The following is a 26,754-nucleotide window of genomic DNA, read 5'->3' on the forward strand; positions in this document are numbered from 1 at the left end:
GCCGGGCCGGCCCCCACCCCCGACACGGCCGTGACGCCCCCACTAGGATCGGTCCATGAGCGACACCGTTCCGGTACCGGAGGGCCTGGCCGAGCAGGCGGCGACGATCGGGGGCCCGGAGGGCGTCCTCGACGAGCGTGCCGTCCACGACCACATCGTGTCCTCCCTCGCCCGGCTGGACCTCGACGGCCGCAGCGTCGCGCTGGTCGTGCCGGACGGCACCCGGTCGGTGCCCATGCCGCGCCTCCTGCGCCCGGTGCACGATGCCCTGGCCGGGCGCGCCACGAAGGTGACGGTCGTCGTCGCGCTCGGTACGCACGCCGCGATGAGCGAGGAGGCCATGGGCCGGGCCTTCGGGTTCGAGCCGGGCCGGGCCGAGGAGACCTACCCGGGCTGGACGTTCGTCAACCACGAGTGGTGGCACGAGGAGACCTTCGCCGACCTCGGCGTCATCCCGGCCTCCGAGGTCAGCCGGTACTCCGGCGGCCGGCTCAACGACCGCGACATGCACGTCGTCGTCAACCGCGCAGTGGTCGAGCACGACGTCTCCCTCGTCGTCGGCCCGGTCCTGCCCCACGAGGTCGTCGGGATCTCCGGTGGCAACAAGTACTTCTTCCCCGGCCTGTCGGGGCACGACGTCATCGACCTGTCCCACTGGGTCGGCGCCCTCATCTCCTCGTACGAGATCATCGGGACGACGGGCATCACGCCGGTGCGCGCCCTCATCAACGCCGCGACCGAGCGGGTCCCGTCGGAGAAGCTCTGCGTCGCCGTCGTCACCGAGGCCGGCACGGGCGAGCTGCACTCGGTGAGCGTCGGTACGACGGAGTCCGCATGGGCGGCCGCGGCCGAGATCGCCGCCGCCTCCCACATCACCTACCTCGACCGGCCGGTCAAGCGGGTGCTGTCGATCCTGCCCGAGATGTACGAGGACATCTGGACCGGCGCCAAGGGCTTCTACAAGCTCGAGCCCGTCGTGGCCGACGGCGGGGAGGTCATCCTCTACGCCCCGCACATCACGGAGATCTCGGTGATGCACCCGGGCCTGAAGGAGATCGGCTACCACAACCGCGACTACTTCGTGAAGCAGTGGGACCGGTTCCGGGACCACCCGTGGGGCGAGCTCGCGCACTCGACGCACCTTCGCGGCATGGGCACCTACGACGCCGAGACCGCGACCGAGACCAACCGGGTCAAGGTCACCCTGGCCACCTCCGTCCCCCGGGAGCAGGTGGAGGCGGTGAACCTGTCGTGGATGGACCCCGCCGACGTCGACGTCGCCGCCCTCGAGGCCGACGCGGACACCTTCGTCGTGCACAACGCCGGTGAGGTGCTGTTCCGGCTGCGGGAGCCCAGCTGAGCCCCGCGCCGAGCCGTCACGCCTGGCTCGACGTCACGGCGGGCGTCGCGGGTGACATGCTGCTCGGTGCCCTCGTCGACGCCGGGGCCGACCTCGCCGTGGTCCAGCGTGCCGTCGACGCCGTCGTCCCCGGGGCGGTGCGGCTCGAGCGGTCCGAGGTGATGCGCGCCGGCCTGCGCGCCGCGAAGGTCGATGTCGTCGTCCTCGTGGACGACCCGCAGCACCGGCGGTGGACCGAGGTACGGGCGATGCTCACCGGTGCCACGCTCGACCCGCTCACACGGACACGTGCGCTGGACGCGTTCGCCCGGCTGGCCCAGGCGGAGGGGCGCGTGCACGGCACGAGCCCGGAGGACGTCCACTTCCACGAGGTCGGGGCGCTGGACTCGATCGCCGACGTCGTGGGCACCTGCGAGGCGCTGCGGCTGCTGGACGTCGGCACCGTCAGCGCGACGGCGATCGCCGTCGGGGCGGGGCGCGCGCGTGTGGCGCACGGTGACGTCCCCGTGCCCGTCCCCGCGGTGGCCGAGCTCGTGCTCGGCTGGCCGGTCACGGCGGGCGTGCCTACGGGGCCCGACGTCGGGGCCCACCAGCACCCTGACGACGAGCGTCCCGACCACGGCCACCGCGACGACCACACCCACCGCGACCACGACGGCGACCACGACCACGACCACGACGACCAGGACCACGACGACCAGGACCACGACGACCAGGACCACGACGACGGCTCCGACCGCGAGCACGACGGCACCGACCCTGCCGCGGCCGCCCGGCCTCGGCAGGTCGGCGAGCTCGCCACCCCCACCGGTGTCGCCCTCGTCCGAGCTCTCGCGACGAGCGCCGGCCCCGTGCCTTCGATGACACCCGAGGCGGTCGGCGTCGGGGCGGGCACCAAGGACGTGCCCGGGAGGCCGAACGTCGTCCGCGTCGTGCTCGGGCAGCTCGCCTCCCCCCGGCCGGCACCGGGCCCGGCTGGACCGCACGGCGACGCACCCGGTACGGCCGGACCGCGCGACGAGACCCCCCAGGTCGTCCAGCTCGAGGCGAACGTCGACGACCTCGACCCGCGCCTGTGGCCCGGCGTGCTGGCAGCCGTGCTCGACGCGGGCGCCGTCGACGCCTGGCTCACCCCCATCCTCATGAAGAAGGGCCGCCCCGCCCACACCGTCCACGCGCTGTGCCCGGCCGGCGCCGCCGACGACGTCGCCACGACCCTCTTCGCCACGACGAGCACCATCGGTGTGCGCCAGCACGCGCCGCTGCACCGCCGCGTCCTGGGTCGGACGTGGCGGGCGGTCGACGTCGGCGGCGCCCAGGTGCGGGTCAAGGTCGCTCACGACGCGGTGGTGGTGCGGCAGGTCACCCCCGAGTTCGACGACGTCGTGGCCGCGGCGGCCGAGCTAGCCCTACCCGAGCGCATCATCCTGGACCGCGCCCGGCTCGCCGCGGACGAGGCCGGGCTACGGGTGGGCAGCGCCCTCCAGGAGGACATCCAGGACGCACCCCTCGACGCACGACCACAGGAGGACCGATGAGCACGCAGAAGAGCGACGCGGAACACCCCGAGCACGCCGAGGGTGGCCGGTACACCACGCCCGGGCAGGAGTACACGCGCGACACCCGCTACATCACCACCCGCATCACCGCCGACGGGCGCGACGGCTACCCGGTGGAGCCGGGCCGCTACCGGCTCGTGGCCGCCCGGGCCTGCCCGTGGGCGAGCCGGGCGATCGTCGTGCGCCGCCTGCTCGGCCTCGAGGACGCGATCTCGCTCGGCCTGCCCGGCCCCACCCACGACGCCCGATCGTGGACGTTCGACCTCGACCCGGACCGCCGTGACCCGGTGCTCGGCATGGAGCGGCTCCAGGAGGCGTACTTCCGCCGGGTGCCCGGCTACCCCCGCGGGATCACGGTCCCCGCGATCGTCGATGTGCCCACCGGTGCGGTCGTCACCAACGACTTCGACCAGATGACGCTCGACCTCTCGACCCAGTGGGGCGAGCACCACCGTGCGGGGGCGCCGGACCTGTACCCGGACGCCTTGCGGGACGAGATCGACGCGGTCAACCGGCGAGTCTTCGCCCAGGTCAACAACGGCGTCTACCGGTGCGGGTTCGCCGGGTCACAGGAGGCGTACGACCGCGCGTACGACCGCCTGTTCACCGCGCTGGACTGGCTGGAGGAGCGCCTCGCCGGGCGCCGGTACCTCGTCGGGGAGTCCATCACCGAGGCCGACGTCCGCCTGTTCACCACACTCGTCCGGTTCGACCCCGTCTACCACAACCACTTCCGGTGCAACCGGAACAAGCTCACCGAGATGCCCGCCCTGTGGGCCTATGCCCGGGACCTGTTCCAGACGCCGGGCTTCGGCGACACTGTCGACTTCCGGCAGATCAAGCAGCACTACTACCTCGTGCACACGGACATCAACCCCACCGGGATCGTCCCCCGGGGCCCCGACCTCGCCGGCTGGCTCACGCCGCACGGGCGGGAGGTGCTCGGCGGGCGGCCGTTCGGCGACGGCACGCCGCCCGGACCGGTCCGACCCGGTGAGGGGGTCGACCCGGCCGGGACGGCCGCGGGCGCTACTGGTAGCTGATGAAGTTCGGCACCGGCTGCACCTGCATCGTCTGCTCCGGCGTGAGCATGGGGACGTCCTCGTCGTAGAAGTTCTTCCATCCCCACCACGGCACGGAGGGCGCGTTGGCGCGCAGCGTCGCCCAGGTGCCCTGCTTGGCTCCCTGACCGCCCTGCCCGTCTGCGTGGATGAGGACGGCGAGCTCGCTGCGTGACTGGTCGACGGTGTCGACGCCCGGGATCATCCGCACCTGGAACTGGTGGAGGACGAGGAGCTTCTGCGGCAGGGCACGGTCGCGGGTGAGGTCGGCGAGGTAGGTGACCACCTGGTTGACCTCGGCGACGTCGACCTGGCCGATCTGGCGCATGTGCACCTCGTCCGGGCCGAGACGCCACTCCGGGTCGAGGGCGAGGCCCACGTTGGGCATCGCGAGGAGCTCCTCGTAGCGCCGGGCCTGGGTGACGAAGTCCGTGCGGCCAGGCTGGAGGTCCAGGACGACGTAGAGGCCCTGCTGGTGCGCGAGGTCGACGAGCGGGCGCAGCTCCTCTACCGGGCGCTCGCGGGAGTAGTTGCCGTCGTCGCCGGGCCCGGCCGAGGCGACCGTGGAGATGATCTCCAGGGCGGGGACGACGGTCGTGTCGGTCAGCGCCTCGTAGGGCGCCGCGTGCGCGCGGGCGCGCTCCACGGTGGCCTCGGGCCCCTGCTCGCCGAGCACCCCGAGCGCGGACGTGACGGGGCTGCCGTAGAGCGCGACGTAGGTCTTCCCGGGCAGGACGAGCTGGCCGCCGCCGGGAAGCTCGGTCCCGGTCGCCGCGGTCCGGGTCCGCCACTCCAGCGTGCCCGGGTCGCCGAACGGGGCGCCCAGCCCGACGACGACACCCGGCTCGTTCGCGGCCGTCTCCTGGACCGTGGTGCTCGTCGCGCGCGGGTCACCCCCGGGCACGGTCTGCACCCGCGCGCCGGCGGTGCGGGCGTTGGCGACGGCGGCCGCCTGAGCCGGGTCACCGGTCGTCATCACCACCACGTCCGACGCGGCCGGGTCGGGCCGCTCCGTCGCGGGAAGCTCGGCGCCGGAGTCCTCGCCGTCGTCCTCGGTGGTGTCCTCTCCTGGTCCGGTGGGCTCGCTCCCCGGGGCCGTCCCGTCAGCGGGTCCAGCCCCCTCGCCGCTCGCCTGGCCGGCCGGGTCGCCGGTCGCCGGCGCGGTCGCAGCCCCGGCCTCCGTGGCAGGCGCGCTCTCGCCGCCCTCGCCGTCCGCGGGCGAGGAGCTCTCAGCGGCCGGTGCCGGGTCGGCCGCCGCGAGCAGGGCGGGCTCGCCGGGGTCGAGCGCGACGACGGCGGCCACCGCACCGTCGGGGGCGACCGGCTCGACAGGCGCCGACGCACCGACGAGCTCGGCCAGCGCAGCGTCGTCCTGCGGTGCGTCGACAACCTCCACCCCGCCGGCGGGGTCCGACACCTCTCCGACCACGAGGACCGAGCGGGCGCCCAGGCGCTCGAGCTCCGCCGTCGTCGCCGGGCCGTCGAGGAGCACCGGGACGCCGAGCGCGAAGGCCGCGGAGGCGCCACGGAGCGCGTCCGCCTCGCTCGCGAGGACGACCACCTCGGCGTCGGTGAAGAACGTGGCGGAGGTCTGGGCGGCGAGGTCCGCCGCACCGTCGGCGCCGAGGACGGCGGTGGCGGGAGGTGCGGCCACCGTCGCGACGACGGCGGGATCGGCCGACTCGCTCGGACGTCCGGCGGTACCGAGCTCCTTGCCCTCGGTGTCCGTGCACCCGGCAAGCGCCAGGGCGGCGGCCGCGAGGGCGGCGGGAACGGTGCGTCGAGACGGGCGCATGCTCTCCTCAGAAGTTCTGTCGGCGGTCCTTCCAGGGTACGGCCCGCCCCCGACAGCCGGCGCGGGCGCGCGCCGGGAGATCCGCCACAGGGCGAGCCCCGCGACACGGGGCGTGCCGCGCCGCGCGCCTCTCTCTCGCCGCAACGCCGCGCCGTGCGCCTCCCTCTGCCGCAACGCCGCGCCGCGCCCCTCCCCCGCCGGCACGCCGCACCACACCACCCTCGCCGCCACGGGCGCCACCGCCGTCGGCTGAGAGGATCGCCACCGCGGCCCCGCGGGGAAGGTTCCCCGCCGAGTCCCTGTTGCACAGGCGAGAGGACCGTCGGACCACGGGAGAGGACGAGGGATGCCGGACTACGGCCACGAGATGCGCGGCGGCGCGTTCATCACCCCCTCGGCCCGCGACGCCGCGGGCACGGTCCGCCTCGCCATGACGGCCGAGGACGCCGGTCTCGACGTCGTCGCCTTCCAGGACCACCCCTACCAGCCGGCGTTCCTCGACGCCTGGACGCTGCTCTCGTGGGTCGGGGCGCGCACCTCGCGCGTCCACCTCATGCCCGACGTCGCGAACCTCCCCCTGCGACCACCGGCCGTCCTCGCACGCTCGGCGGCGAGCCTCGACCTCCTCACCGGTGGCCGGGTCGAGCTGGGCCTCGGCGCCGGCGCCTTCTGGGACGCGATCGTCGCCATGGGGGGGTCCCGCCTCAGCCCGGGCGACGCCGTCGACGCTCTCGCTGAGGCGATCGACGTCATCCACGAGCTGTGGGACCCCACGCGCCGCCTCGTGCGCGCCGGCGGCGTGCACCACCACCTCGACGGTGCGAAGCCCGGTCCGGCTCCCGCGCACCCGGTCCCGATCTGGATCGGGGCTGTGCGCCCCCGGATGCTGAGGCTGACCGGGCGTCTCGGCGACGGCTGGGTGCCGAGCTCGGCCTACCTGCCGCCGTCCGACCTCGCCGCCCCGAACGCCGTCATCGACGACGCGGCCCGCGCCGCGGGCCGGGAGCCGTCGGACGTGCGGCGCCTGTACAACATCGGCGGGGACTTCTCGCCGGGCGCGGGATTCCTCCGTGGCCCAGCGCCGGTCTGGGCCGAGCAGCTGGCCGAGGTCGCGCTGACCCACGGGACGAGCACCTTCATCGTCGCCGCCGACACCGACGACGACATCCGGCGCTTCGGCCACGAGGTGATGCCGGACCTGCGCGAGCGGGTCGCTGCCGAGCGGTCGACGCGGTGAGCGGCGTCCTCAGCGCCGCCGACCTCGGAACCGCCAGGCTCGGCGACCGGGCGACGATCGTCCAGGTCTCCAGCGCCTTCTGCGCACCGTGCCGGGCAGCACGAAACGTGGCGGCACGCGTCGCGGGGACGAGCGACGGGGTGACCCACGTCGAGCTCGACGTCGCCGGCCACGAGGAGCTCGCCGAGCGCCTCCGGGTCACCGCGACGCCGACCGTCCTCGTCCTCGACCGCGACGGGGGCGTCCGGCACCGGCTCGTGGGCGTGCCACGGCTGGCGTGGCTGCGGGCCGGCGTCGACGAGGCAGCCGCCGCCGTCCCGCGGTAGACGGAACGTCACGGACGAAGGTCCTGCACCGCGTGTGACGTCTGCCCCAGGATGGGGTCGTCAGAGTCGACACAAACAGGAGGACCCGCACATGTCGTTCCAGGACAAGGTCGCGATCGTCACCGGCGGTGGCTCGGGGCTCGGAGAAGCGATCGGCAAGGAGCTCGCCGCCAAGGGCGCCAAGGTCGTGCTCAGCGACATCAACCTCGCCGCCGCCCAGCGCGTGGTGGACGAGATCACCACCGCCGGCGGCACCGCCTCCGCCGTCGAGCAGGACACCGCCGTCAAGGCGGACTCGGAGAAGGTGGTCCGCTACGCCGTCGAGACCTACGGCGCACTCCATCTCGCGGTCAACAACGCGGGTATCGGCGGCAAGAACGCGCCCGCGGGCGAGACGGACCTCGACGAGTGGGACAAGGTCATCGGGATCAACCTCAACGGCGTCCTCTACGGGATGCGCTACCAGATCCCGGAGATGCTCAAGGCGGGCGCGGAACGCAGCGCCATCGTCAACATGGCCTCGATCCACGGCTCCGTCGCGGCCCTGGGCAACGGCGCGTACACCGCCGCCAAGCACGGCGTCGTCGGGATCACCAGGAACGCGGCGGCCGAGTACGGACCCCAGGGCCTGCGCATCAACTCGGTCGGACCGGGCTACATCCACACGCCCCTGCTCGACAACAACCTCACACCCGAGGTCATGGAGATGCTCGCCGGCAAGCACCCGCTCGGACGTCTCGGCCGCGCGGAGGAGGTCGCGCACCTCGTGTGCTTCCTGCTGTCGGAGGACGCCTCGTTCATCACGGGCGGGTACTACCTCGTCGACGGCGGGTACACCACGGTCTGAGCCCGGCCGTCCCACGCCAGGGTCCGCCGTCGGCTCGTCCGACCGGCGGACCTTGCCGGTCCGCGCCACACGCTTGTGGTCGGCGCGATGACGCTGTGGTCGGCGCGTTGACGCCGCGTTCGAGGCCATGTACGTCGAGATGAACGGGCTGTGGCCGGCGCGATCAGGCTGTGGCCGGCGCCGTCGTCCTCAGGCCCGCGCGGAGGCGAAGCGACGGACCCAGGCCTCGACGTAGTCGGCCGTCTCCTCCCAGTCCCGGACGGCGTGCACGGGCATCCCCAGGCGGATGACGGGGTAGTCGTTGCCGCCCTCGTCCAGACGGTCACCGACGAAGAGGATGTCGGAGACGTCGATGCCCGTCTGCTCGCTGAGGCGCTCCATCCCGTAGGCCTTGTCCACGCCCTTACGGGTGATGTCCACCGACGTCGAGCCGCCGGAGCGGACCTCGAGGTCCGGCAGGAGCTCGGCGACGGCGTCGCGCAGGCGCCCCTTCTTCTCACCGGCGAGGTCCCACGCCTTCTTCGCCGCGAGCGGGGCCTCCTGGCCCAGTGCCGAGAAGGTGATCTGGGAGCCGCGGTCCTCGAGGATTTGGCCCCAGGTCTGCTCCTCCCAGAGGCCGAGACGGCGGGCCTCGCCCTCCACGGCCGCGAGAGCACGGGACCGCTCGTCGTCGGTGAGGTCGTGGTTGTAGACCTGCTCCCACGTGCCTCCCTCGTAGCGCAGGTAGCGCGTGCCGCAGGTGGGCATGAGGTGCAACCGGGAGAGCTGCTCGTCCGTGGCGTCGAGGTGGGCCAGGACCTGGTCGCTGAACTGACCGAAGTGACCGCCGGAGATGATGCACACCGGCACCTCGTCCAGCAGCGCCGTCAGGGCGCGCCCCATGCGCTCGGGCATCGGCGACTTCGACGGCGCAAGCGTGTCGTCGAGGTCGAAGGCGATGAGGCGCACGTCCGTCGCGTCGGCCAGGGTCTCGTCGGTCATGGATCTCCTCGGGTGGTCGTCCTGCGATTATGCCGTGTCCCCGTCGACCGCCCGGAGCAGAATGTCCCCATGACCACCGTGCCGCTGCTCACCCTCGACGACGGACACCGCCTGCCGGCCATCGGCCTGGGCACCTACCCCATGACCGACGAGGTGGCCGCGACCGCCGTCGCCTCGGCGCTCCGCATGGGCTACCGCCTCGTCGACACCGCTGCGAAGTACGGCAACGAGGTGGGCGTCGGCCGCGGGATCGCCGACTCCGGTGTGCCGCGCGAGGAGGTCGTGCTCACGAGCAAGCTTCGAGGGCAGGACCAGGGCTACGACGAGACGTTGCGGGCCTTCCACTCCAGCCGCCGCGACCTCGGTGTGGACTACCTCGACCTCTACCTCATCCACTGGCCGCTGCCCCGGATCGACAAGTTCGTGGACACCTGGCGGGCACTGATCCGCCTGCGCGAGGAGGGACTCGTGCGCTCGATCGGCGTCTCGAACTTCACGGTGGACCACCTGGACCGCCTCATCTCGGAGACCGGGGTCACCCCTGCCGTGAACCAGATCGAGCTCCACCCCGCCTTCCCCCAGGAGCAGATGCGTCTCGCGCACGCCGAGCGCGGGATCATCACCCAGTCGTGGAGCCCGCTCGGACGGGCCCGCCTGCTCGACGCCCCGGCCATCATCGAGGCAGCCGGGCACCACGGGGTCACGCCGGCCCAGACCGTGCTGCGGTGGCACCACCAGCTCGGTGCGGTGCCGATCCCGAAGTCGGCCGACCCCGAGCGGCAACGCGAGAACCTCGACATCTTCCGTTTCGCGCTCCACGAGCCCGAGCTCGACCGGATCTCCGCGCTCGCCGGCTCCCGGTACGGCGGCGACCCGGACGTCCACGAGGAGTTCTGATTCCGGACCGTCGGCTCTGACACCGCTCGGAAGGACTTGAGCCCACGGAGTGCCGGCTGTGAAGTGACGGGGACGCGGGGTAGCCCGCGACGATGTCCCGCTACCTCGGCGCGCGGCGACGGTCCCCGTTCACTGCTCCTCCACAGGTGTGGTTCGTGCGTGGGTGTCCACAAATTCGGCGGAATGACGCCGTTCTCCTGGACCTGGCGAACGTCCGTTCGATACGGTGGGGGTGGACACGGACGAGGGAGGTGAACGGTGATGGCGGTCACCGCGCAGCTGCCCGCCCCCGACCCGGCCGCCCTGCTCACCGGCGTCCAGGACGCCCTCACGGCGGTCCTGGCGACCGACCTGCTCGACCACCCCGCCCAGGTCGCCCTGGACGTGCTGGACCAGGCCGAGACCCTGCGCCGCCAGCTCGAGGCCCTGACCGCCCGGGCCCTGACCGCGGTCGAGGCCGACGGCCGGTGGGCCCTGGACGGTGCCCGGTCCATGGCCGCCTGGTACCGGAACCGCTCCGGGCGCCACCACAGCGCCGCGGCCCGCAAGGTCCGCCAGGCCCGCGCCCTGCGCGACCACCTCCCCGCCACCGCGACCGCCCTGGCCACCGGCACGATCAGCGTCGACCACGCCGCCGCCCTGGTCCGCCACACCACCGACACCCCGGCCCGCCAGGCCCTGCTCCGCCACCACGACCTCGGCGAGGACTTCCTCCTGGGCCACGCCACCACCATGGACGCCCACGGCTTCACCCTGGCCCTGCGCCACTGGGCCCTGCGCGCCGACCCCGACGCCGCCGACCGCGCCTACCGCGCCGACGCCGACCGCGAGGAGTTCTACCTCGCCGAGACCACCGACGGCTACGTCCCCGGCGGCTGGCTCTCCAAGACCACCGGCACCGCGCTCCTGACCGCCCTCGACGCCCGGGTCGGCACCCCCGCCGCGACCGATACCCGCACCCCCAACCAACGCCGCGCCGGCGCCCTGGGATCCCTGGCCCACCTCACCCTCGACGCCGGCATCCTCAAACCCTTCGCCCGGACCCGCCCCCACCTGTGCGTCACCGTCCCCTTCACCACCCTGGCCCTGCTCGCCCGGACCACCCCCACCCCCCACCACCCCACCTGCCCCGCCACCAACCCCCGCCCCACCAGCCCCGGCGCCGCGTTCGGCCCCACCGGCCCCGGCGCCGCGTTCGGCCCCACCGGCCCCGGCGCCGCGTTCGGCCCCACCGGCCCCGGCGCCGCATTCGACCTCACCGGCCCCGGCGCCGCATTCGACCCCACCGGCCCCGCCGCTGTCGCGACAGACGCGGTCACTACCGACGCCGCGGGCCCGGTCACCACCGACGCCGCGGCCGCCGGGTGCACCTGCGGCCACCCCGAGGCCGTCATCAGCGCCGACTACGACCTCGCCGCGATGGCCGCCGCGGACCCCGCGACCCTGGCCGACGGCACCCCCCTGCCGCCCGCCCTCCTGGCCCGCCTGGCCTGCTCCTCCGGGATCCACCGCGTCGTGTTCGGCCCCGACTCACAACCCCTGGACGTCGGCCGCGAGGAACGCCTCTACACCGCCGCCCAGACCCGCGCCATCATCGCCCGCGACCGCCACTGCCAGTACCCCGACTGCTCAGCACCACCAGGCGAGGGCGAGATCCACCACTCCCTGTGGTGGTACGCCCAGCACGGCCCCACCGACCTCCGCACAGGCATCCTGCTGTGCTGGCACCACCACGACCACGTCCACAACCGCCACATCACCATCGAACGACACACCGACCGATGGACCTTCCACCGCCGCGACGGCACCCTCCTCGGCACCACCACCTTCCGCACCAACTAGCCCGGTCGGCGCACCTGCCAGAGCGCCCTGCGAGCGCGTGCGTGCTTCAGAGGCTGGCGAAGTGGGTCGCGAGGCGTGCGAACCCCTCGTCGAGCCCGACCGTGGGGCTCCACCGCAGCGCGTCGCGAGTCCGTCGCTGGTCGAACCAGTGCGCGGTGCTGAGCTGCTCGGCGAGGAACCGGGTCATCGGCGGCTCGTCCGGTCGCCCGAGAAGGGTCCACGTCCGCTCCACCACGGCTCCGGCGCCGCGGGCGACCAGGCCCGGGAGGGACCACGCGGGCGGCTCGACACCCGCGGCGCGGCACATTCCGCCGATCAGCTCAGCCACAGGCCGGGGCTCACCGTTGGTCACGACGAACGCCTCACCGTGGACGGTCTCAGCGCGCGCGAGCGCCGCGAGAAGCGCCGAGACGGCGTTGTCCACGTACGTGGTGTCGATGAGGGTGGCGCCGGTGCCGATGCGGGGCAGCCGACCGGCAGCCGCGCGGTCCACCACGCGTTGCACGAGCTGGGTGTCGCCCGGTCCCCAGACGATGTGCGGCCGCACGGCGACGACGGCGAAACCGGGACGGTCGGCGGCCAGGGCGAGCAGCTCGGCCGCCGCCTTCGTCCGTGCATAGCTACCCCGCGCGAGGTCCGGCCGGGCTGGTTCCGCGCCGGCACCGACGATCGAGGCGCCGGTGTGCGCCACGGAAGGGGATGAGACGAACACGAATCGTGCGATCCCCGCGGCGCGCGACGCCTCGAGCAGGAGGCGGGTGCCCTCGACGTTCGTCCGGACGAACTCCGCCTCCGCGCCGGTGAACGACACCTTCGCGGCGAGGTGGACGACGGCGTCGTGCCCGGGTACGGCACCAGCGACGGCGTCGGGGTCGCTCACCGAGCCGCGCACCTCGCGGACGCCGGCGATCCCCGCGCCGCGCCGCTGCAGCACGGTGACGTCGTCGCCGCGGTCGCGGAGCCGGCTTGCGACGGCCCGGCCGAGCATCCCCGACGCGCCGGTGACGAGGACCTTCACGGGTTCCCCACCCTCGCGCCGGCGAGCGCCCGCTCCGCCCACGCCGCCAGCCGGGTGCGCTCGACCTTGGAGTTGTGCCGGACGTCGGTCGGGATCTCCGGTACCCGCAGGACCGCGGCGACGGGCACCGTCGCCCGCGCCCGGACAGCCCGCGCCAGGCCCGCCGGGGCCAGTGACCAGCTCCGCCGGGCGCCCGCGTGGACGTCGGGGTCGGTCTCGACCACCACCACCACCTGCTGGGTACCTGCCGGACCCACCCCGACGGCCGCGGCGCGCCCGACCCCGGCCACGGCGAGCGCCGCGTTCTCCACCGCAACCGGTGTGACGACGCCGGCGGCGGTGGAGATGACGTGGGTCAACCTGCCCTCGACCCACAACCGACCGACACCGTCGAGATGCCCGACGTCGCCGGTGCGGTGCCATCCCGGCCACGTCCGCGAGTCGGCCTCCGTCGCCCAGAGCCGGTCGTAGCGGTCCTTGAGGTTCGGGGCGCTGACCAGCACCTCACCGGTCACGCCGGCCTCGTCGGTGGGCTGCCCGGTGGCCCGGCCATCGTCGTCGAGAGGCACCACCAGCACCTGGGCGCGTCCCACCGGCCGGCCGACGCACGTGCCGCCGCCGGCCCCCCGGACGGTCCCCGAGGCGGCGTCGGCCGCAGCCTGGCGGATCTCCTCGAGCGAGACGTCGGTGACGGGAAGCGCCTCGGTCATCCCGTACGGTGTGTGCGCCGCGGCCGAGGGTACGAGCGCCGCGGCCGCGGCGAGACGCTCCGGAGCGATCGGGGCACCTGCGGACAGCAGAACCTCGACACGACCCAGGGCCGAGCGCCCGTCACCGGTCACCTCACCGGCCGTCCGTACGACGTTCGCCAGGGCGGACGGTGAGGCGAAGACGGCCCGGGCGTCGATGGCGGCGACGGCGTCCGCCAGGGCGCCGGCTGTGAGCGTGGCGGGGGCCGTGACGTCCATGTCGGGTGTCGCCGACGTCGCTCCGAGCGCCGTCCCGAGGAGTGCGAACGGAGCGAATCCGGCCACGAAGGGCCGCTCGGGCGAGAGTCCGTAGGTGTCGCCGACGACGTCGCGCATGCCCGCCAGCCCGCGGTGGGTGTAGGCGACGCCCTTCGCCGGGCCCGTCGAGCCGGAGGTGAAGAGAACAGCGGCGTCGGCGTCCGGGCCAGGCTCGGGCGGGAGCTCGATGCCGGCGGCCTCGAGCCGCCGCCCCTGCGCGATGAGGTCGCGGTAGGTCCCCTCCGCGCCGAGGATGCGCCTGCGGAGCGGATCTGCACCCGAGCCCGACTCCGCGGCGACGAGGACCCGCCGACCGGGCCACCCCAGTGTCCGCGCACCGAGGAGCGCCCGGTCGATCCCGATGGTGACGTCCGGGTCCGCGCCGCGGACGGCCCGCGTCAGTCCCGCGGTCCCCAGCCCGGCGTCGGCGAGGACGACGACGGCGCCGATACGCAGGCACGCGAAGAGCGCGGTCGTCAGCTCGGCTCCCGGCGGCACCAGCAGGCTGACCCGCTGCCGCGGCCGGACCCCGGCGTCCACCAGACCGAGCGCGAGGTGTCTGACGTCGGCGGCGAGGCGCCGCCACGTCACGGTCGTCGCGGCGCCGTCGCGCAGGGAGACGACGGCCGGCCCGTCGGTGTCGGCGAGGGAGTCCAGCGCCGCCCACAGCGGCTCGTACGGGGCGCTGTCCGCGCGGAGCTCTCCACCCGGCCCGAGGGCCGCCGAGTCGGTCTCGTGGCGGAGCAACGCCGTCACGTCGCGGTCGAGAGCTTGCGGATCCGCGGCCGGCAGCCCGATCCCGCGCGCCGCCAACCATCGCACCAGCACGCCGGCGACATCGGCGTCCTCGACCACGAGGTGCCCGGCGCCCTCGAAGCGGTGGACGTCGGCCTGTGGGAGTCGCTCGCGGAGATCCCGCAGGTAACGCTCGTAGAACACCGGGTCGCGGGGCCCCCACATGAGCAGCGCGGGAACGTCCAGGGCGGCGACCCCGTCGGCGATGCGGCCCAGCTCCCGGTGGCTGGGGTGCCGGGCGTCGACCGGGATGTCCTCGACGAACGCGCCGATCCCCCGGCGCCGCTCCGCCGTCGTGTACGGCGAACGGAACGCCGCGCGCACCGCCGGGGAGAGCGCCGGGCTCGCCAGCGACAGGGTGACCTCGAGGAACGCCGGCGTGAGCACGGTGGCGGCACTGTGGACGGCGGTGCGGCGCGCCAGGCGCAGCAGCCCCGGTACCGGCACCGCGTCGTCGTGGTGGACGGCCGTGTTCGTCAGCACGAGGGCTGCCAGCTCCCGCGGGTGGTCGACGGCCCACCCCGACACGACGACGCCGCCCCAGTCGTGGCCCACGGCGACCACGGGGAGTGCACCGCCGGGCTCCGGCTCGCCGTCGCCCGAGATCCCGAGGGTGTCGGTGAGCCGGCCGAGCTGGGCCACGCGGTCGGCGAGGCGGTGGTGCGCCCCGGAGCGTTCGGACCACCCCATCTCCAGCTGGTCGACGGCCACGACGCGCCAGCCCGCGGACGCGCCGGCAGCGAGCACCGAGCGCCACAGGTACGACCAGGTGGGGTTGCCGTGCACGCACAGCAGGACGCCGCGGGCGGGAGCGGTGAGGGAGGGTGCGTTGTCGAGCAGGTGCCACTCGTGCCCGTCGACGGCGACGCGGCGTGACCAGGCCGGGTCGACGCCGGGCCACGCCTGGGCTCCCGGCGCGGCAGAGCGTGCGCTCACCAGGCGAGCTCGAGCATCGTGGTGTTGAGGCCGGACCCGACGCCGAGGCACATCACCCGGTCCCCGGGGTTGAGGCTCTCCGCCTGCTCGGAGAGGGTCATCGCGATCGCGGCCGGGCCGACGTTGCCCCACCGGTCGAACGTGATCGGCACCGCCGCGGGGTCGAGGTCCACCGCCTCGATGATGGCGTTGGTGTACGGCGTGGAGATCTGATGGGTGACGTAGCGGTCCAGACGGCGCCAGTCCCAGCCCGAGCGCTCCGCCTCGTGCCACGCGTCGGTGACGAGCTTGAGCCCGTGGGTGAGCAGGCTCTTGGTGTCGGTCGTCATCTTGCCGAACGACCCCACGCACAGGCGGTGGTGCTGGGTGCCGGCACGGGAGACCCCACCGAGGATGCGGTGCCCGTCGGGCCGGTCAGAGGCACGCCCCACGACCGCCGCTGCGGCGCCGTCACCGAGGGTGAGCGACGCGAACTGGTCGGTGTAGTCCCCGCGCGTGACCCCTTCCGTCGCGAGCCTGCGGAGCGTGTCCTCCTGCGTGGGACGCACGTCCTCGGCGTCGACGACGACGGCGTAGTCGATCTGGCCGGAGTCGATCATCGCCGAGGCCATCTGCAGCCCGTTGACGAACCCCAGGCAGGCGTTGGTGATGTCGAAGTTCAGGGCCGAGCTCGGCAGGCCCATGCGGTGGTGCACCCCGACCGCCACCGACGGCTCCAGGTGCGGCCGCGAGACAGAGGTGTTGACGAGCAACCCGACGTCGCCCGCGTCGACCCCGGCCGCGGCGAGCGCCTTGGCGCCGGCCTCGGCGGCCATGTCCTCGAAGTCGGTTCCTTCGGCCCACCACCGCCGCTCGCGCACGCCCGACACGCGCTCGAGGAGGTTCGGGGGCAGGCGCAGCGCGCGCCGCGTGGGCGCCAGCCGTTCCTCGAACTCCGCCGAGGTCACCACCACCGGCGCCTCGATGTGGGCCAGGCCGACCACGGCGCTGTCCCGGTACCGCGCACTCGCGTTTCCGTCTCTCACTCCCTCAGGTTACGGACCACCCCGCCCCTGCGCCTCCGGGTCCGTCCCGTGGCACGGCGTCACGGTCGGCGGGGCGGCCACGTCACCAGGTGGTGTCGGCCTCCGGGCCGTCCTCGAGGATGGTCTCGAGCTCGTCCCGGTCGTCCAGGGGGTGCCGGGCGAGGAAGTGGATGGACGCGGCCAGCCCTCCCCACACGACGACGATGGCGACGATCATCATGACGACGGCGACGGTGCTCATCGGGTCACCTCCCCGTGCGTGGTGCCGGTATCCGGGCCCGTGCCGCGCCGGCCCAGCGGTCGTCCGACCGGGTGGGCGGTGAAGTCGTCGACGGGGCGGCGCCACGGGATCACGGAGTACAGGACCGAGGCCAGCACGGCCAGGCCGACCACGCCCCAGCCGAAGGTGTTGAGGAACCAGCCCGGGTAGCCGGAGTAGGGCTCGGCGAGGAGGTTGATCACGGTCGCCACCAGCATCACGACGAGCACGACCGGCACCACGACCGCGACCAGCACCCGCCACCACGTCCCGACCTGCGCCGTCGACGTGCCGTTGAGGTGCGACTGGAGCTCGGGGAGCTTGCGGGCCACGAACGCCACGAGGAGCGACATGAGGATGGCGGAGGAGACCACGCCGATCTCGTTGATGTACTTGTCGACGGTGTCCAGGACCGGCAGGCCGGTGGTGGTGGAGTACAGCGCCAGGGACAGGATCGCCGCGAAGCCGCCGATGAAGATCGACGCCTGCACCCGGGACAGGCCGAACTTCTCCTGGAACGCGGCGGAGACCACCTGGAGGAGGCTGAGCAGCGAGGTCAGACCGGCCAGGGTGAGCGAGGAGAAGAAAAGGACGCCGAAGATCGGCCCGCCGGGCATGAGGGAGATGATCTGCGGGAACGTCATGAAGCTCAGGCTCACGCCGGTGATGCCCTCGAGCTCCCCCACCCCGACGCCCTGCTGCGCAGCCATGTACCCCAGGGTCGCGAAGACCCCGATGCCCGCGAGGAGCTCGAAGGAGGAGTTCGCGAAGGCGGCCACGTAGCCGGTGGGGACCAGGTTGGAGCGGCGCTTGAGGTAGCTCGAGTAGGTGAGCATGATCCCGAACGCGATCGACAGGGAGAAGAAGATCTGGCTGTAGGCGGCGATCCACACCTGCGGATCCGCCAGGGCCGCCCACTCGGGCGTGAAGAAGGCGTCGATGCCCTCGACCGCGCCGGGCAGGAACAGGGCCCGCACGACCATGATCGTGAACAGGATCGCGAGCAGGGGCAGGAAGACCCGGTTCGCCCGCTCGAGACCGCGCTGCACACCGAGGGCGAGGATGATGAGGACGACCACCCACACCACGAGCAGCGGCCAGAAGATCGCCGGCACGATGTCGAAGGAGACCCCTGCGTCGCCGGCCTGCAGGAACTCACCCACGAAGAACGCGGTGGGGTCCGAACCCCACGCCTCGGTCACCGAGAAGCCCACGTAGCGCACCGACCACGCGATGATCACCGTGTAGTACGTGATGATGACGAACGAGATGGCCACCTGGAACCAGCCGAGCGCCTCGAACGGGCGCCCCAGCCGGCGGAAGGTCGCCGGGGCGGACCCGCGGTAGCGGTGCCCAAGAGCGTAGTCGAGCAGGAGGATGGGCACACCGGCGGTCAGCAGCGCGACGAGGTACGGGATGAGGAACGCCCCGCCGCCGTTCTCGTAGGCGACCCCGGGGAACCGCCAGATGTTCCCGAGTCCGATCGCGGAGCCGATGGCGGCGAGCAGGAACCCGTACTGGCTCGACCACTGCTCCCGTTCGGGCGCCGAGGCGGACGGTCGTGAGGTGGCCATGAGCTGCCTTTCCCGCAGGTGCCCGCCCGGACAGCACGGCACGTGGTGCCGCCGAGGGTAGCGCCACCGCCTGCGCCGGGCGACCCATGTCCGCACCCCGACAGCGCAGGGGTTGGCCCGTATCCGAGCCGGCACAGGGTGGGGCGACCCAGGTCCGCAGCCCGACAGCGCCGGGGTGACCGGTATCCGCGCCGGCACAGGGTGGGGTCGACCTGAGCCCGGTTCCGCGCGCCGCCGTGGGAGCATGGTCGCCGCACCGTAGCCCCCATCCTCAGGAGAGACGCCATGGCCACCCCGCACATCGCCGCCGAGAAGGGCGACATCGCGCCCGCCGTCCTCATGCCGGGTGACCCCAGGCGCGCCGAGCGCATCGCGGCGCAGCTCATGCCGGACGCTCGCAAGGTCTCCGACGTGCGCGGCATCGGGGCGTACACCGGCACGGTGGACGGACGGCCGCTGTCGGTGATGGCCTCGGGGATGGGCATGCCGTCCCTCGGCATCTACGCCAACGAGCTCTTCCAGTTCTACGACGTCCAGCGGATCATCCGCGTGGGCACCGCGGGCGGGCTCTCCCACAAGGTCAAGGTCGGCGACGTCGTCGTCGCGCTGGGCGCCCACACGGACTCGGCGATGAACACGACTCGCATCCCGGGGATCCACTTCTCCGCCGTCGCCTCCTACCCGCTCGTCGCGGCCGCCGTCGCGGCCGCGGGCGGGGCGGACGACGTCCATGTCGCCCCGGTGGTCTCCCGCGACCACTTCTACGGCAACCCCGCCGAGCAGATCCAGGCCCTGGCCGACTACGGCACCCTCGCCGTGGAGATGGAGGCAGCGGGCCTCTACGGCATCGCCGCCGAGCACGACCGGGAGGCGCTCGCCGTCCTGACGATCTCGGACCACCTGCTCGACGGCTCGCGGGACATGAGCGCCGAGGAGCGGGAGCAGAACTTCGGCCGGGCGCTGCGGCTGGCCGTGGCCGCCGCGCACTGCTGACGGTCACGGCGGCGCACCGCTGACGGCGACGTCACGGCGCGCTGCTGCCGACGGTCACGGCGCACCGCTGGCCACGGCCCGGCGCACCGCTCACGGACACGCCGCGGCGCAGCGCCGACCGCGGCCCGGCGCAGCGCTGACCGCGGCCCGGCCCGGCCCGGCCGCAGGCTCACGCGAGGGACCAAAGTCCCGGAACCCGTTGCACACCGCCAGGTCCCGGCGCAGACTTGACCTACGTCCCTCAGGCGCGGCGGAGGTCATGATGCGAACCGACCAGCTGGACATGCTCCCGATGCTCTCGCGCGGCAAGCACCGCAACCCTCGGCGCGGTGCCTGCTTCATGGAGCTGGCGTCCTTCCTCGCCGGCGAGCGGTGGAGCGACCGCCCGCGCTGCACCCATCCGCTCCTCGCCCACCTGGCGCGTCTGGTCAACGACTGCACCTCCGACGCGGCCCGGCCGGCACTGGCCACGATGATCCCGTCGGTCATCGGGCTCGTGAGCGACGACCCCCGGTGGAACCACGAGATCGCCCACCTGGCGGCGCGCCGTGCCCTGCCGGTGGTGGCCGAGGAGACCCAGCGGGCCCTCGCCGTGGGGCTGCTCAGCCTCGACCGGCTGCTCGCGCCCGGTGACGGGCGGGACCCGGACACCCTGCGCGGAACGACCGCGGCGGCGCTGGAGACCGTTCCGCTCGCCACCCGGTGGGCTCGCGACTTCGTCGCCCGCGGTGTGGTGGGACCGGTCCGCTTCCATCCCGGCCCGGTGATCCTCGACTTCGCGATCCCCGGCATCGCGGCGGCCTGCGTGCCCGACTCGGACGAGCGGCTGCGTGACCTGCTCGACTCGGCGATCCGGCTGTGCGAGTCGCTCCGCGGTCGCTCCGACGCCGCTCCCCTCCTGCCGGAACAGTGGGTCGACGTGTGCCGGCCCGCCACCGTCGGGTAACCGCCAGCCACCCGGGCGAGGTGCCGTCAGCCCGCCCGGGAGGGCAAGTCCGCCGACCGGTCGTGGAGTGGGCCCGAGCGAGCACGCTGCGGCGCCCGGGCGAGCACGCTGCGGGCGCCCGGGCGAGCACGCTGCGGGCGCCCGGGCGAGCACGCTGCGGCGCCCGGGCGAGCACGCTGCGGCGCCCGGGCGAGCACGCTGCGGGCGCCCGGGCGTTCCGCCGACGGGTGCGGCTCGGTGCTGAGCAACCACCCCAGGTCTTGCCCGACGCGGGCATCCCTCGGCGACACCGTCCCGTCGGGTCCTCCTCGCGAGGGTACGACCAGCCTCCGTGGGGGTCGGGGCCCCCGCCCGACTGATCTCTTCACGACAGGCGTGGACAACTGGGCAAATCAGTCTCCAGACCTGCGCCGCGAAGGTATTGTCCAGACCAGACGCTCAGGAAGGCGGTCCCGATGACTCAGTCTGAGACGCACACGATCGACGAGGCATCCCCGCCGGTCCGCCGAGGGCCGGGCCGACCTCGCCACGCCGACACCGAGGAGCGTGCGTTCCGCGCGGTCCTCGAGCTCTTCGGCCAGAAGGGCTGGTCCGGTCTCAGCCTGGACGGCGTCGCGACGCATGCCGGCATCGGGAAGTCCTCCATCTACCTGCGCTGGAAGGACAAGCGCGACCTCCTCCTCGACGCCATCCGGCACCTCGAGGCGCAGAACGTCACGCCGGCGGGTGAGGATCTCGACATCCGCGAGTACCTCAACCAGCACGCCTGCGCGCGTGCCGAGTTCTTCCTCGGTGAGTACGGCCCCGCGATGGCGCACATGTTCTCCGCGGCCGTGGTCAACCCGGAGGAGTTCAAGGAGATCCGGGAGGAGAACATCAGCCGAGGGGTGCTCGCCCTCGCCGGTCGCATCGAGAAGGCCATCGCGGACGGTGAGCTGCCCCCCGGCACCTCGGTGCACCATCTCCTCGACGCGATCGAGGGCGCGATCTTCGTGCACATGCTCATCAGCTCCTCCCGGAGCAGCCGGGAGGAGCTCGAGGCCGGGCTCAAGGACTACGTCCGTGAGCTGGTGGACATCCAGCTCCGCGGGGTGGGCGTCAGCGTCTGAGCGCTGGTGTGCCGCAGGCCCTGATCAGTGCGCCCGCCTCAGGTAGGCCGCTGCGGTCCACAGATGGGTGACGGCGTAGGCGCGCCACGGACGCCAGGCACCTGCCGCGGCCACCGCCGCGGCGGCAGAGGCTCCCCCGAGGGCGCGTCGCAGCACGAGGTCACCCGAGGGCAGGGCGTCACGGTCCCCCATGGCGCGCAGGGCGAGGTAGTCGACCGTCCAGGGACCGACACCGGGCACCGCGAGGAGGGCGGCCCGGGTGGCGACGGGATCCTGGTCGGGCTCGATCCGGAGCCCTGCGGCGCACGCCGTGGCCAGGGCGTGGAGGGTGCGGGCCCTGCTCCCGGTCACTCCCGTCGCCTCCCTCACCACGGAGGCTCCGGCGTCGGCGAGCACCTCCGGCGACGGGAAGGTGCGCAGCCCGGCACCCCCTGACCCCGTGGCCGGGACCGGGCCACCGAGCGCTGCGACGAGACGCGCCGCGAAGGTCCGGGCAGCGGCGAGGGACACCTGCTGACCGAGCACGGTGGTCGCCGCCGCCTCGAAGCCGTCGACGTGCCCGAGCACCCGCAGACCGGGCCGGGCGGCCACCAGCGGTGCGAGCACCGCGTCCGTCGCCAGGTGGGCGTCGACGGCCGCGACGTCGGTGTCGAGGTCGAACCAGCGACGCAGCCGGGCGACGACGGCGTCGCCGTCCCCCGGGTGCGCGAGCGCGACCTCCGCTCGCACAGCGGTCGGCGTCAGCCGCAGCGAGACGACGGCCGGCCCGTGGGCGCCCCGGACCGTCCGGCGTACCGACCCCGCGGCGCGGTCCACCTCCTCGACCCCGGGCACAGCGTGCGCGGCGAGCGCCGCGAGGATCGGCCCGACGGCGAGCGGCGTGGCGGCCGGCAGGAGGACGTCCACGTCGGTGCCGCTCACACCGGCGTGCCGTCGGCGCGCCACAGCCCGGACGCGCCGCGCCGGTGCGACCCCACGAGATGGGTGTCGACGATGCCGAGCGCCTCCATGAGGGCGTGGACCGTGGTCGGGCCGACGAAGGCGAAGCCGCGGCGCTTGAGCTCCCGGGACAGCGCCACCGACTCGGGTGACGTCGTCGGCACCTCGTCCGGCCGGGTGGGCACCGGTGTCCTGGCAGGACGGTAGGACCACACGAGCTGCTCCAGCCCCCCGTGCTCACGCAGCGCGATCACAGCACGGGCGTTGGTCGTGGCCGCGAGGATCTTGGCGCGGTTGCGAATGATCCTGGGGTCCGCCATGAGCCGCTCGACGGCGTCGGCCCCGAAGGCCGCGACCACGTCGGGCTCGAAGTCGTGGAACACCTCGCGGAAGGCGGGACGTTTGCGCAGGACCGTCGCCCAGGACAGCCCGGCCTGGAACGCCTCGAGGCTGAGCCGTTCGAAGAGCGCGCGCTCGCCGTGCACCGGCATGCCCCACTCGGTGTCGTAGTACGTGCGCAGGAGTGGGTCGGTCGCCGCCCACGCCGGGCGGGCGAGGCCGTCGTCGCCCACGACGAGCCCTTCGGGGAGGGCCGGTCCGCCGTCCCCCGGCAGGCCCCCGCCGTCGCCTCGACTCACGCCGCCCGCTCGAGGTCGAGCAGGACCCGCTTGGCGGGCAGACCGCCGCGGTAACCGCCCAGCGAGCCGTCGGAGCGCACCACCCGGTGGCACGGCACCACGAGCGGGACCGGGTTCGTCGCACAGGCCGACGCCGCGGCCCGCACGGCCGTGGGTCGGCCCGCCGCGGCCGCAAGCGCGGTGTAGCTGGCGGTGGCGCCGTACGGGATCTCGCGCAGGTGCGCGAGGACCTCCCGGCGAAAACCGGCGGTCAGACGCAGGTCGACGGTGACGTCGAAGTCGTGCCGGCGACCCCTGAAGTACTCCTCGAGCTGGCGGGCGACGGTGTCGAGCCTGCGCGGGTCTCGCAGGATCCGGGGGCTGATGCGCTCGCCGAGCGCGGCGAGGACGGCATCCTCGCCCTCGCCCTCGAACGCCACGCGCACCAGGCCCACGGGCGTCGCCGCGAGCAGGAGCCGCCCCAGCGGCGAGTCGACCGTCCGGTAGGCGACGTCGAGCAGGCCCTCGGCATCGGCGAGCTCGGCGAGGCGTCGGTGCAGCGTCGCGAGGTGCGCGGCGTCGATCTCCCGCGCGGGGGCCAGGGCGTCCGTGGGCGCTGCCGGTCGCTGCTCGTGGACGGGCCCGTGTCGGGTGATGCTCATGAGGACGCTCCCAGTCTTTCGCGCAGGTTCCGGATGCCGTCTGCGGCGGCGCGCCGGGCGGCCGGTGCGGTCCCGCCGACGAGCGCCGCGACCTGGTCGTAGGGCAGCCCCGCGAGGTGGTGGTAGGCCACCGCCTCCCGTTGACGCTCGGTGAGCTCCCCCAGCGCCCGCCACAGGTCCACGACCTCGTGGCCGTGCGTGCCCGCCGCGGCCGCGCGCTCCGGCAGCTCGGCCACCGGCACCGCCCGGCGGGCCCGGGAGCGCAGGAGGTCGATCGCCTTGTGCCGGGCGATCGTCACCAGCCACGCCTCGACGTTCGCACCGTCGTCGAGGGCCGGGTAGGCCCGCATGGCGGCCAGGAAGGTCTCGGACCAGGCGTCGTCGGCGTCGACCGGGCCCACGAGGGCGCGGCAGACCCGCATCACCGTGGGGCCGTGCTCGGTGACCACCTGCTCGAAGGGACTCACGCCCGGTAGACGTCCTTCCGCGCCCGGATGTGAGGGGTGGGCGCACGCCGATCGTAGGACGTGACCCGCGACGTCAGCGCCCGGCAGGCGTCAGTGCCAGGCGGGGCGAGAGCCGGGGCTCGAGCGTCTCAGCGACGTGCGCCACCGACTCGCGCAGCCGCAGGGTCTCGTCCTCGTCGAGCGTGTCGACGACGGCGTCGAGGAGTCGGACCTGCAGCGCCTGCGCCTGCTGGAGGAGGACGGTGCCCGCGGGGCTGACGTGGATCAGGCCCGGGGTGCTCCCGTCGTCCGCGCGGTCGTGGGCGTGCCGGCCGAGCAGACCCCGCTCGGCCAGACCCTCGACGGTCACGCGGGCGGCGGCGTCGGGCTGGCCGGTCCGCCGCGCCACCTCCCGGAAGTGGTCGGCGCCCTCGGCGACGGCGGTGAGGGCCTGGAGCTCGCCGAAGCGGATGCCGATGAGGGTTTCGATGTGGCGGAAGATCTGCTCGCGCGACCGCGTCATCACGGCCATCTCCTCGACGAGGTCGAGGGTGTCGACGAGGTGGTCGCTGGGGTCGGACCGCTGGACGGCCGAACGGGCCCGGCGGTTGCGGACGAGCTGGTCGCCCGCGGGACGGGCGGGGTCGGAGGCGGTTTCCTGGGGTGTTTCGTGACTCACACCAAGGACAACGGTGGCGATGCCCTCACTGTTCCGTGACCCGCCCTCGACCGGGTTCTTGACCTCCTCGGCGGCCGTCACGCGCGTCACCGGCCCGCCGCGTAGCCCTGGACCCCGCGGGGGTTCGCCGCCGCCGAGAGCACGCCGGTGTCCGGGTCGAGCGTGACGGCGGACAGGCGCCCCAGCGACCAGTCCCCCGCCCGCGTCACCCGGTGGCCCCGTCGACGCAGCTCGGCGATGACGTCGTCGCCGAGCCGGTCCTCCACGACCGCACCCGCAGGAGTCCACGTGCGCGGCCAGAACGAGCCCGGCATCGATGTGGTGTGCAGGGCGGGGGCGTCGATGGCCTGCTGCGGGGAGTAGCCGCCGACGATGGTGCGCAGGAGGTACAGCAGCTGCCACTGGTCCTGCTGGTCGCCGCCGGGCGACCCCAGCGCCGTCACCGGCCTGCCGCCGCGCAGCACGAGGGTGGGAGTGAGGGTCGTGCGCGGCCGTCGCCCGGGGGTGAGCGTGGCGGGCGAGCCCTCCTCCAGCCAGGTCATCTGCAGACGGGAGCCGAGGCAGAACCCGAGCGCAGGGATCGCCGGCGAGGACTGGAGCCACCCGCCCGAGGGCGTCGCCGAGATGATGTTGCCCCACCGGTCGACGATGTCGAGGTGGCAGGTGTCGCCCCGGGTCTCCCCCGTGGGGGCGACCGTGGGCTCGCCGAGCCCGGCCCGGGAGTTCTCGTGGCCGGGGTCGTACTCCGTGCGCAGGGGCGGCAGGAACGGCTCGTGGCCGGGCACCTGCCCCGGCCGCAGCTCCGCCGACGCCTCGGCGGTGATGAGGGCGCGCCGACCGGTGGCGTACTCCGCGCTCAGGAGGGTCGCCAACGGGACGTCGGTGTCGCCGTAGTAGGCGTCGCGATCGGCCAGGGCGAGCTTCTGCGCCTCGAGCACGGTGTGCGCGCCAAGGGCGGTGGACGGGTCGAGATGGGCGTCGTCGAAGCCGTCGAGGATCGCGAGGGTCTGGAGCAGGGCCGGTCCCTGCCCCCAGGCACCGGTCTTGGCGACGGTGTGCCCGCGGAAGTCGTAGGTGACGGCCGGCTCGTAGGTCGCGGAGAAGGCGGCGAAGTCCTCGGCCGTGATGACGCCGGCGTGGTCACCGCCGGTGGAGTGCCGGTGCGGCACCGCGAGGAACGACGCCGCCTCCCGGGCGACGAACCCCTCGCGCCACTGGCGCCGGGCCTCCTCGATGCGCCCGGCCCGGTCGGTCGCGCCCGCCTCCCCGGCCGCGACGAGACGCTCGAGCGTGCGCGCGTACGCCTGGTTGCGGACCATCTCGCCGGGCGCCGGCGGCCGCCCGTGCGGCATCCACTGCTGCGCCGACGTGGGCCAGTGCTCCGTGAAGAGGTCCTCCACCGTGGCGATCGTCTCCCCCACCCGCGCCAGCACGGGGTGCCCGTCCCGGGCGTAGCCGACGGCGTACGCCAGGACGTCCGCCAGCTCCCACGTGCCGTGATCGCGCAGCAGCACGAACCACGCGTCGACCGCACCGGGAACCGCGGCGGCCAGGGCCCCCGAGCCGGGGACGAGGTCGAGCCCCTCGGCGAGGTAGTGCTCGCGTGACGCGCATGCCGGGGCAGGGCCCTGCCCCATGAGGACGGTGGGCGTGGGGTCCTCGGCGGTGGCGAAGATCGCCGTCATGTCTCCGCCGGGGCCGTTGAGGTGGGGCTCGACCACGTGGAGGACGAAACCGGCGGCGACCGCCGCGTCGAACGCGTTCCCGCCCCGCTCGAGGACCGACTGCGCCGTGCCGGTCGCGAGCCAGTGCGTCGTGGCCGACATCCCGAAGGTGCCGTGCAG

The 26,754-nt window shown here is 73.9% G+C and carries 24 protein-coding genes; 11 read left to right on the forward strand and 13 right to left on the reverse strand.

All coding sequences use genetic code 11. The features are described 5' to 3' along the window. Positions 1 to 55: 55 nt before the first annotated feature. Genes EDD32_RS16750 through EDD32_RS16760 form a run of 3 tightly spaced genes read left to right on the forward strand, consistent with a single transcriptional unit; the run spans position 56 to position 3,962 of the window. Positions 56 to 1,360: a lactate racemase domain-containing protein gene (locus EDD32_RS16750; protein WP_123919309.1), complete on the forward strand. Its 1,305-nt coding sequence runs from the start codon at positions 56 to 58 to the stop codon at positions 1,358 to 1,360. After that, complete coding sequence (gene larC, locus EDD32_RS16755; RefSeq protein WP_123919311.1) at positions 1,357 to 2,898, forward strand: nickel pincer cofactor biosynthesis protein LarC; 1,542 nt, start codon at positions 1,357 to 1,359, stop codon at positions 2,896 to 2,898. Before EDD32_RS16750 ends, larC begins: the two co-directional genes overlap by 4 nt. Continuing rightward, positions 2,895 to 3,962 (forward strand): glutathione S-transferase family protein, encoded by a 1,068-nt coding sequence (locus tag EDD32_RS16760; RefSeq protein ID WP_123919313.1) that lies wholly within the window; start codon positions 2,895 to 2,897, stop codon positions 3,960 to 3,962. The genes larC and EDD32_RS16760 overlap by 4 nt, the downstream gene beginning before the upstream one ends. Here the strand turns inward: EDD32_RS16760 and EDD32_RS16765 are convergent. Further along, positions 3,949 to 5,775, reverse strand: a complete 1,827-nt coding sequence (locus EDD32_RS16765) for a hypothetical protein (RefSeq protein WP_123919315.1) — start codon at positions 5,773 to 5,775, stop codon at positions 3,949 to 3,951. The genes EDD32_RS16760 and EDD32_RS16765 overlap by 14 nt on opposite strands. Before the next feature lie 346 nt (positions 5,776 to 6,121). Between EDD32_RS16765 and EDD32_RS16770 the strand changes: the two genes are divergently transcribed. The 3 genes from EDD32_RS16770 to EDD32_RS16780 all read left to right on the forward strand — a co-directional run bounded on the left by EDD32_RS16770 (position 6,122) and on the right by EDD32_RS16780 (position 8,185). Beyond that, positions 6,122 to 7,012 carry an LLM class flavin-dependent oxidoreductase gene (locus tag EDD32_RS16770; protein WP_123919317.1) on the forward strand — a complete coding sequence of 297 codons (891 nt, stop codon included), beginning with the start codon at positions 6,122 to 6,124 and terminating at the stop codon, positions 7,010 to 7,012. Next, a complete protein-coding gene (locus EDD32_RS16775; RefSeq protein WP_123919319.1) occupies positions 7,009 to 7,338 on the forward strand; it encodes a thioredoxin family protein in 330 nt (109 codons plus the stop codon). The genes EDD32_RS16770 and EDD32_RS16775 overlap by 4 nt, the downstream gene beginning before the upstream one ends. 91 nt (positions 7,339 to 7,429) lie before the next feature. Next, the gene (locus EDD32_RS16780; protein WP_123919321.1) at positions 7,430 to 8,185 is read left to right on the forward strand and encodes an SDR family NAD(P)-dependent oxidoreductase; all 756 of its coding nucleotides are present in this window, start codon (positions 7,430 to 7,432) and stop codon (positions 8,183 to 8,185) included. Positions 8,186 to 8,374: 189 nt separating this feature from the next. Here EDD32_RS16780 and EDD32_RS16785 read toward each other — a convergent pair whose 3' ends face one another. Next, complete coding sequence (locus EDD32_RS16785; RefSeq protein ID WP_123919323.1) at positions 8,375 to 9,166, reverse strand: HAD-IIB family hydrolase; 792 nt, start codon at positions 9,164 to 9,166, stop codon at positions 8,375 to 8,377. A gap of 69 nt (positions 9,167 to 9,235) precedes the next feature. On the opposite strand from EDD32_RS16785, the gene EDD32_RS16790 reads away from it, so the two are divergent. Together EDD32_RS16790 and EDD32_RS19855 are read left to right on the forward strand one after the other, a co-directional pair. Beyond that, positions 9,236 to 10,063: an aldo/keto reductase gene (locus tag EDD32_RS16790; RefSeq protein ID WP_123919325.1), complete on the forward strand. Its 828-nt coding sequence runs from the start codon at positions 9,236 to 9,238 to the stop codon at positions 10,061 to 10,063. Between the two features lie 261 nt (positions 10,064 to 10,324). Continuing rightward, entirely contained in the window at positions 10,325 to 11,905 is a 1,581-nt protein-coding gene (locus EDD32_RS19855; protein WP_123919327.1) for a DUF222 domain-containing protein, read from the forward strand. A 46-nt stretch (positions 11,906 to 11,951) separates the two neighbouring features. Here the strand turns inward: EDD32_RS19855 and EDD32_RS16800 are convergent, their stop codons facing one another. From EDD32_RS16800 to EDD32_RS16820, 5 genes are all read right to left on the reverse strand, one after another. Continuing rightward, positions 11,952 to 12,923, reverse strand: coding sequence for an NAD-dependent epimerase/dehydratase family protein (locus EDD32_RS16800; protein WP_170175147.1), 972 nt, complete (start codon positions 12,921 to 12,923; stop codon positions 11,952 to 11,954). Next, the gene (locus EDD32_RS16805; protein WP_170175336.1) at positions 12,920 to 15,661 is read right to left on the reverse strand and encodes an alpha/beta fold hydrolase; all 2,742 of its coding nucleotides are present in this window, start codon (positions 15,659 to 15,661) and stop codon (positions 12,920 to 12,922) included. Before EDD32_RS16805 ends, EDD32_RS16800 begins: the two co-directional genes overlap by 4 nt. Then, positions 15,658 to 16,686 carry a 3-oxoacyl-ACP synthase III gene (locus EDD32_RS16810; RefSeq protein WP_123919333.1) on the reverse strand — a complete coding sequence of 343 codons (1,029 nt, stop codon included), beginning with the start codon at positions 16,684 to 16,686 and terminating at the stop codon, positions 15,658 to 15,660. Before EDD32_RS16810 ends, EDD32_RS16805 begins: the two co-directional genes overlap by 4 nt. A gap of 82 nt (positions 16,687 to 16,768) precedes the next feature. Continuing rightward, positions 16,769 to 16,927 (reverse strand): methionine/alanine import family NSS transporter small subunit, encoded by a 159-nt coding sequence (locus EDD32_RS16815; RefSeq protein WP_123919335.1) that lies wholly within the window; start codon positions 16,925 to 16,927, stop codon positions 16,769 to 16,771. Next, positions 16,924 to 18,519 carry a sodium-dependent transporter gene (locus EDD32_RS16820; protein WP_123919337.1) on the reverse strand — a complete coding sequence of 532 codons (1,596 nt, stop codon included), beginning with the start codon at positions 18,517 to 18,519 and terminating at the stop codon, positions 16,924 to 16,926. Before EDD32_RS16820 ends, EDD32_RS16815 begins: the two co-directional genes overlap by 4 nt. A 285-nt stretch (positions 18,520 to 18,804) precedes the next feature. Between EDD32_RS16820 and deoD the strand changes: the two genes are divergently transcribed. The 3 genes from deoD to EDD32_RS16835 all read left to right on the forward strand — a co-directional run bounded on the left by deoD (position 18,805) and on the right by EDD32_RS16835 (position 21,567). Further along, on the forward strand, positions 18,805 to 19,512 hold the full coding sequence (gene deoD, locus EDD32_RS16825; RefSeq protein ID WP_123919339.1) for a purine-nucleoside phosphorylase: 708 nt from the start codon (positions 18,805 to 18,807) through the stop codon (positions 19,510 to 19,512). A gap of 262 nt (positions 19,513 to 19,774) precedes the next feature. Further along, positions 19,775 to 20,458 carry a hypothetical protein gene (locus EDD32_RS16830; protein ID WP_211338873.1) on the forward strand — a complete coding sequence of 228 codons (684 nt, stop codon included), beginning with the start codon at positions 19,775 to 19,777 and terminating at the stop codon, positions 20,456 to 20,458. A gap of 455 nt (positions 20,459 to 20,913) precedes the next feature. Then, positions 20,914 to 21,567, forward strand: a complete 654-nt coding sequence (locus EDD32_RS16835) for a TetR/AcrR family transcriptional regulator (RefSeq protein ID WP_123919341.1) — start codon at positions 20,914 to 20,916, stop codon at positions 21,565 to 21,567. Positions 21,568 to 21,591: 24 nt separating this feature from the next. Here the strand turns inward: EDD32_RS16835 and EDD32_RS16840 are convergent, their stop codons facing one another. From EDD32_RS16840 to EDD32_RS16865, 6 genes are all read right to left on the reverse strand, one after another. Beyond that, entirely contained in the window at positions 21,592 to 22,488 is an 897-nt protein-coding gene (locus tag EDD32_RS16840; RefSeq protein WP_246006194.1) for a DNA-3-methyladenine glycosylase family protein, read from the reverse strand. Continuing rightward, positions 22,485 to 23,144: a DNA-3-methyladenine glycosylase I gene (locus EDD32_RS16845; RefSeq protein WP_246006195.1), complete on the reverse strand. Its 660-nt coding sequence runs from the start codon at positions 23,142 to 23,144 to the stop codon at positions 22,485 to 22,487. Before EDD32_RS16845 ends, EDD32_RS16840 begins: the two co-directional genes overlap by 4 nt. Further along, positions 23,141 to 23,785, reverse strand: a complete 645-nt coding sequence (locus tag EDD32_RS16850; protein ID WP_123919343.1) for a methylated-DNA--[protein]-cysteine S-methyltransferase — start codon at positions 23,783 to 23,785, stop codon at positions 23,141 to 23,143. Before EDD32_RS16850 ends, EDD32_RS16845 begins: the two co-directional genes overlap by 4 nt. Next, complete coding sequence (locus EDD32_RS16855; RefSeq protein WP_123919345.1) at positions 23,782 to 24,252, reverse strand: RNA polymerase sigma factor; 471 nt, start codon at positions 24,250 to 24,252, stop codon at positions 23,782 to 23,784. The genes EDD32_RS16850 and EDD32_RS16855 overlap by 4 nt, the downstream gene beginning before the upstream one ends. 73 nt (positions 24,253 to 24,325) lie before the next feature. After that, positions 24,326 to 24,991 carry a hypothetical protein gene (locus EDD32_RS16860; RefSeq protein ID WP_148087418.1) on the reverse strand — a complete coding sequence of 222 codons (666 nt, stop codon included), beginning with the start codon at positions 24,989 to 24,991 and terminating at the stop codon, positions 24,326 to 24,328. A gap of 5 nt (positions 24,992 to 24,996) precedes the next feature. Beyond that, the gene (locus EDD32_RS16865) at positions 24,997 to 26,736 is read right to left on the reverse strand and encodes a gamma-glutamyltransferase family protein (RefSeq protein WP_211338997.1); all 1,740 of its coding nucleotides are present in this window, start codon (positions 26,734 to 26,736) and stop codon (positions 24,997 to 24,999) included. Positions 26,737 to 26,754 lie beyond the last annotated feature (18 nt).

This window comes from Georgenia muralis, from assembly GCF_003814705.1.
In the GTDB taxonomy this organism is placed as follows: Bacteria; Actinomycetota; Actinomycetes; order Actinomycetales; family Actinomycetaceae; genus Georgenia; species Georgenia muralis.

What these genes read in the sequence shown, in the direction of transcription:
- EDD32_RS19855 (WP_123919327.1), top strand. Translation starts at nt 10,325, where the DNA reads ATGGCGGTCACCGCGCAGCTGCCCGCCCCCGACCCGGCCGCCCTGCTC.
- EDD32_RS16865 (WP_211338997.1), bottom strand. Translation starts at nt 26,736, where the DNA reads ATGTCGGCCACGACGCACTGGCTCGCGACCGGCACGGCGCAGTCGGTC.
- EDD32_RS16820 (WP_123919337.1), bottom strand. Translation starts at nt 18,519, where the DNA reads ATGGCCACCTCACGACCGTCCGCCTCGGCGCCCGAACGGGAGCAGTGG.
- EDD32_RS16760 (WP_123919313.1), top strand. Translation starts at nt 2,895, where the DNA reads ATGAGCACGCAGAAGAGCGACGCGGAACACCCCGAGCACGCCGAGGGT.
- EDD32_RS16850 (WP_123919343.1), bottom strand. Translation starts at nt 23,785, where the DNA reads ATGAGCATCACCCGACACGGGCCCGTCCACGAGCAGCGACCGGCAGCG.
- EDD32_RS16815 (WP_123919335.1), bottom strand. Translation starts at nt 16,927, where the DNA reads ATGAGCACCGTCGCCGTCGTCATGATGATCGTCGCCATCGTCGTCGTG.
- EDD32_RS16790 (WP_123919325.1), top strand. Translation starts at nt 9,236, where the DNA reads ATGACCACCGTGCCGCTGCTCACCCTCGACGACGGACACCGCCTGCCG.
- EDD32_RS16750 (WP_123919309.1), top strand. Translation starts at nt 56, where the DNA reads ATGAGCGACACCGTTCCGGTACCGGAGGGCCTGGCCGAGCAGGCGGCG.
- EDD32_RS16830 (WP_211338873.1), top strand. Translation starts at nt 19,775, where the DNA reads ATGCGAACCGACCAGCTGGACATGCTCCCGATGCTCTCGCGCGGCAAG.
- EDD32_RS16770 (WP_123919317.1), top strand. Translation starts at nt 6,122, where the DNA reads ATGCCGGACTACGGCCACGAGATGCGCGGCGGCGCGTTCATCACCCCC.
- EDD32_RS16765 (WP_123919315.1), bottom strand. Translation starts at nt 5,775, where the DNA reads ATGCGCCCGTCTCGACGCACCGTTCCCGCCGCCCTCGCGGCCGCCGCC.
- EDD32_RS16835 (WP_123919341.1), top strand. Translation starts at nt 20,914, where the DNA reads ATGACTCAGTCTGAGACGCACACGATCGACGAGGCATCCCCGCCGGTC.
- EDD32_RS16780 (WP_123919321.1), top strand. Translation starts at nt 7,430, where the DNA reads ATGTCGTTCCAGGACAAGGTCGCGATCGTCACCGGCGGTGGCTCGGGG.
- EDD32_RS16785 (WP_123919323.1), bottom strand. Translation starts at nt 9,166, where the DNA reads ATGACCGACGAGACCCTGGCCGACGCGACGGACGTGCGCCTCATCGCC.
- deoD (WP_123919339.1), top strand. Translation starts at nt 18,805, where the DNA reads ATGGCCACCCCGCACATCGCCGCCGAGAAGGGCGACATCGCGCCCGCC.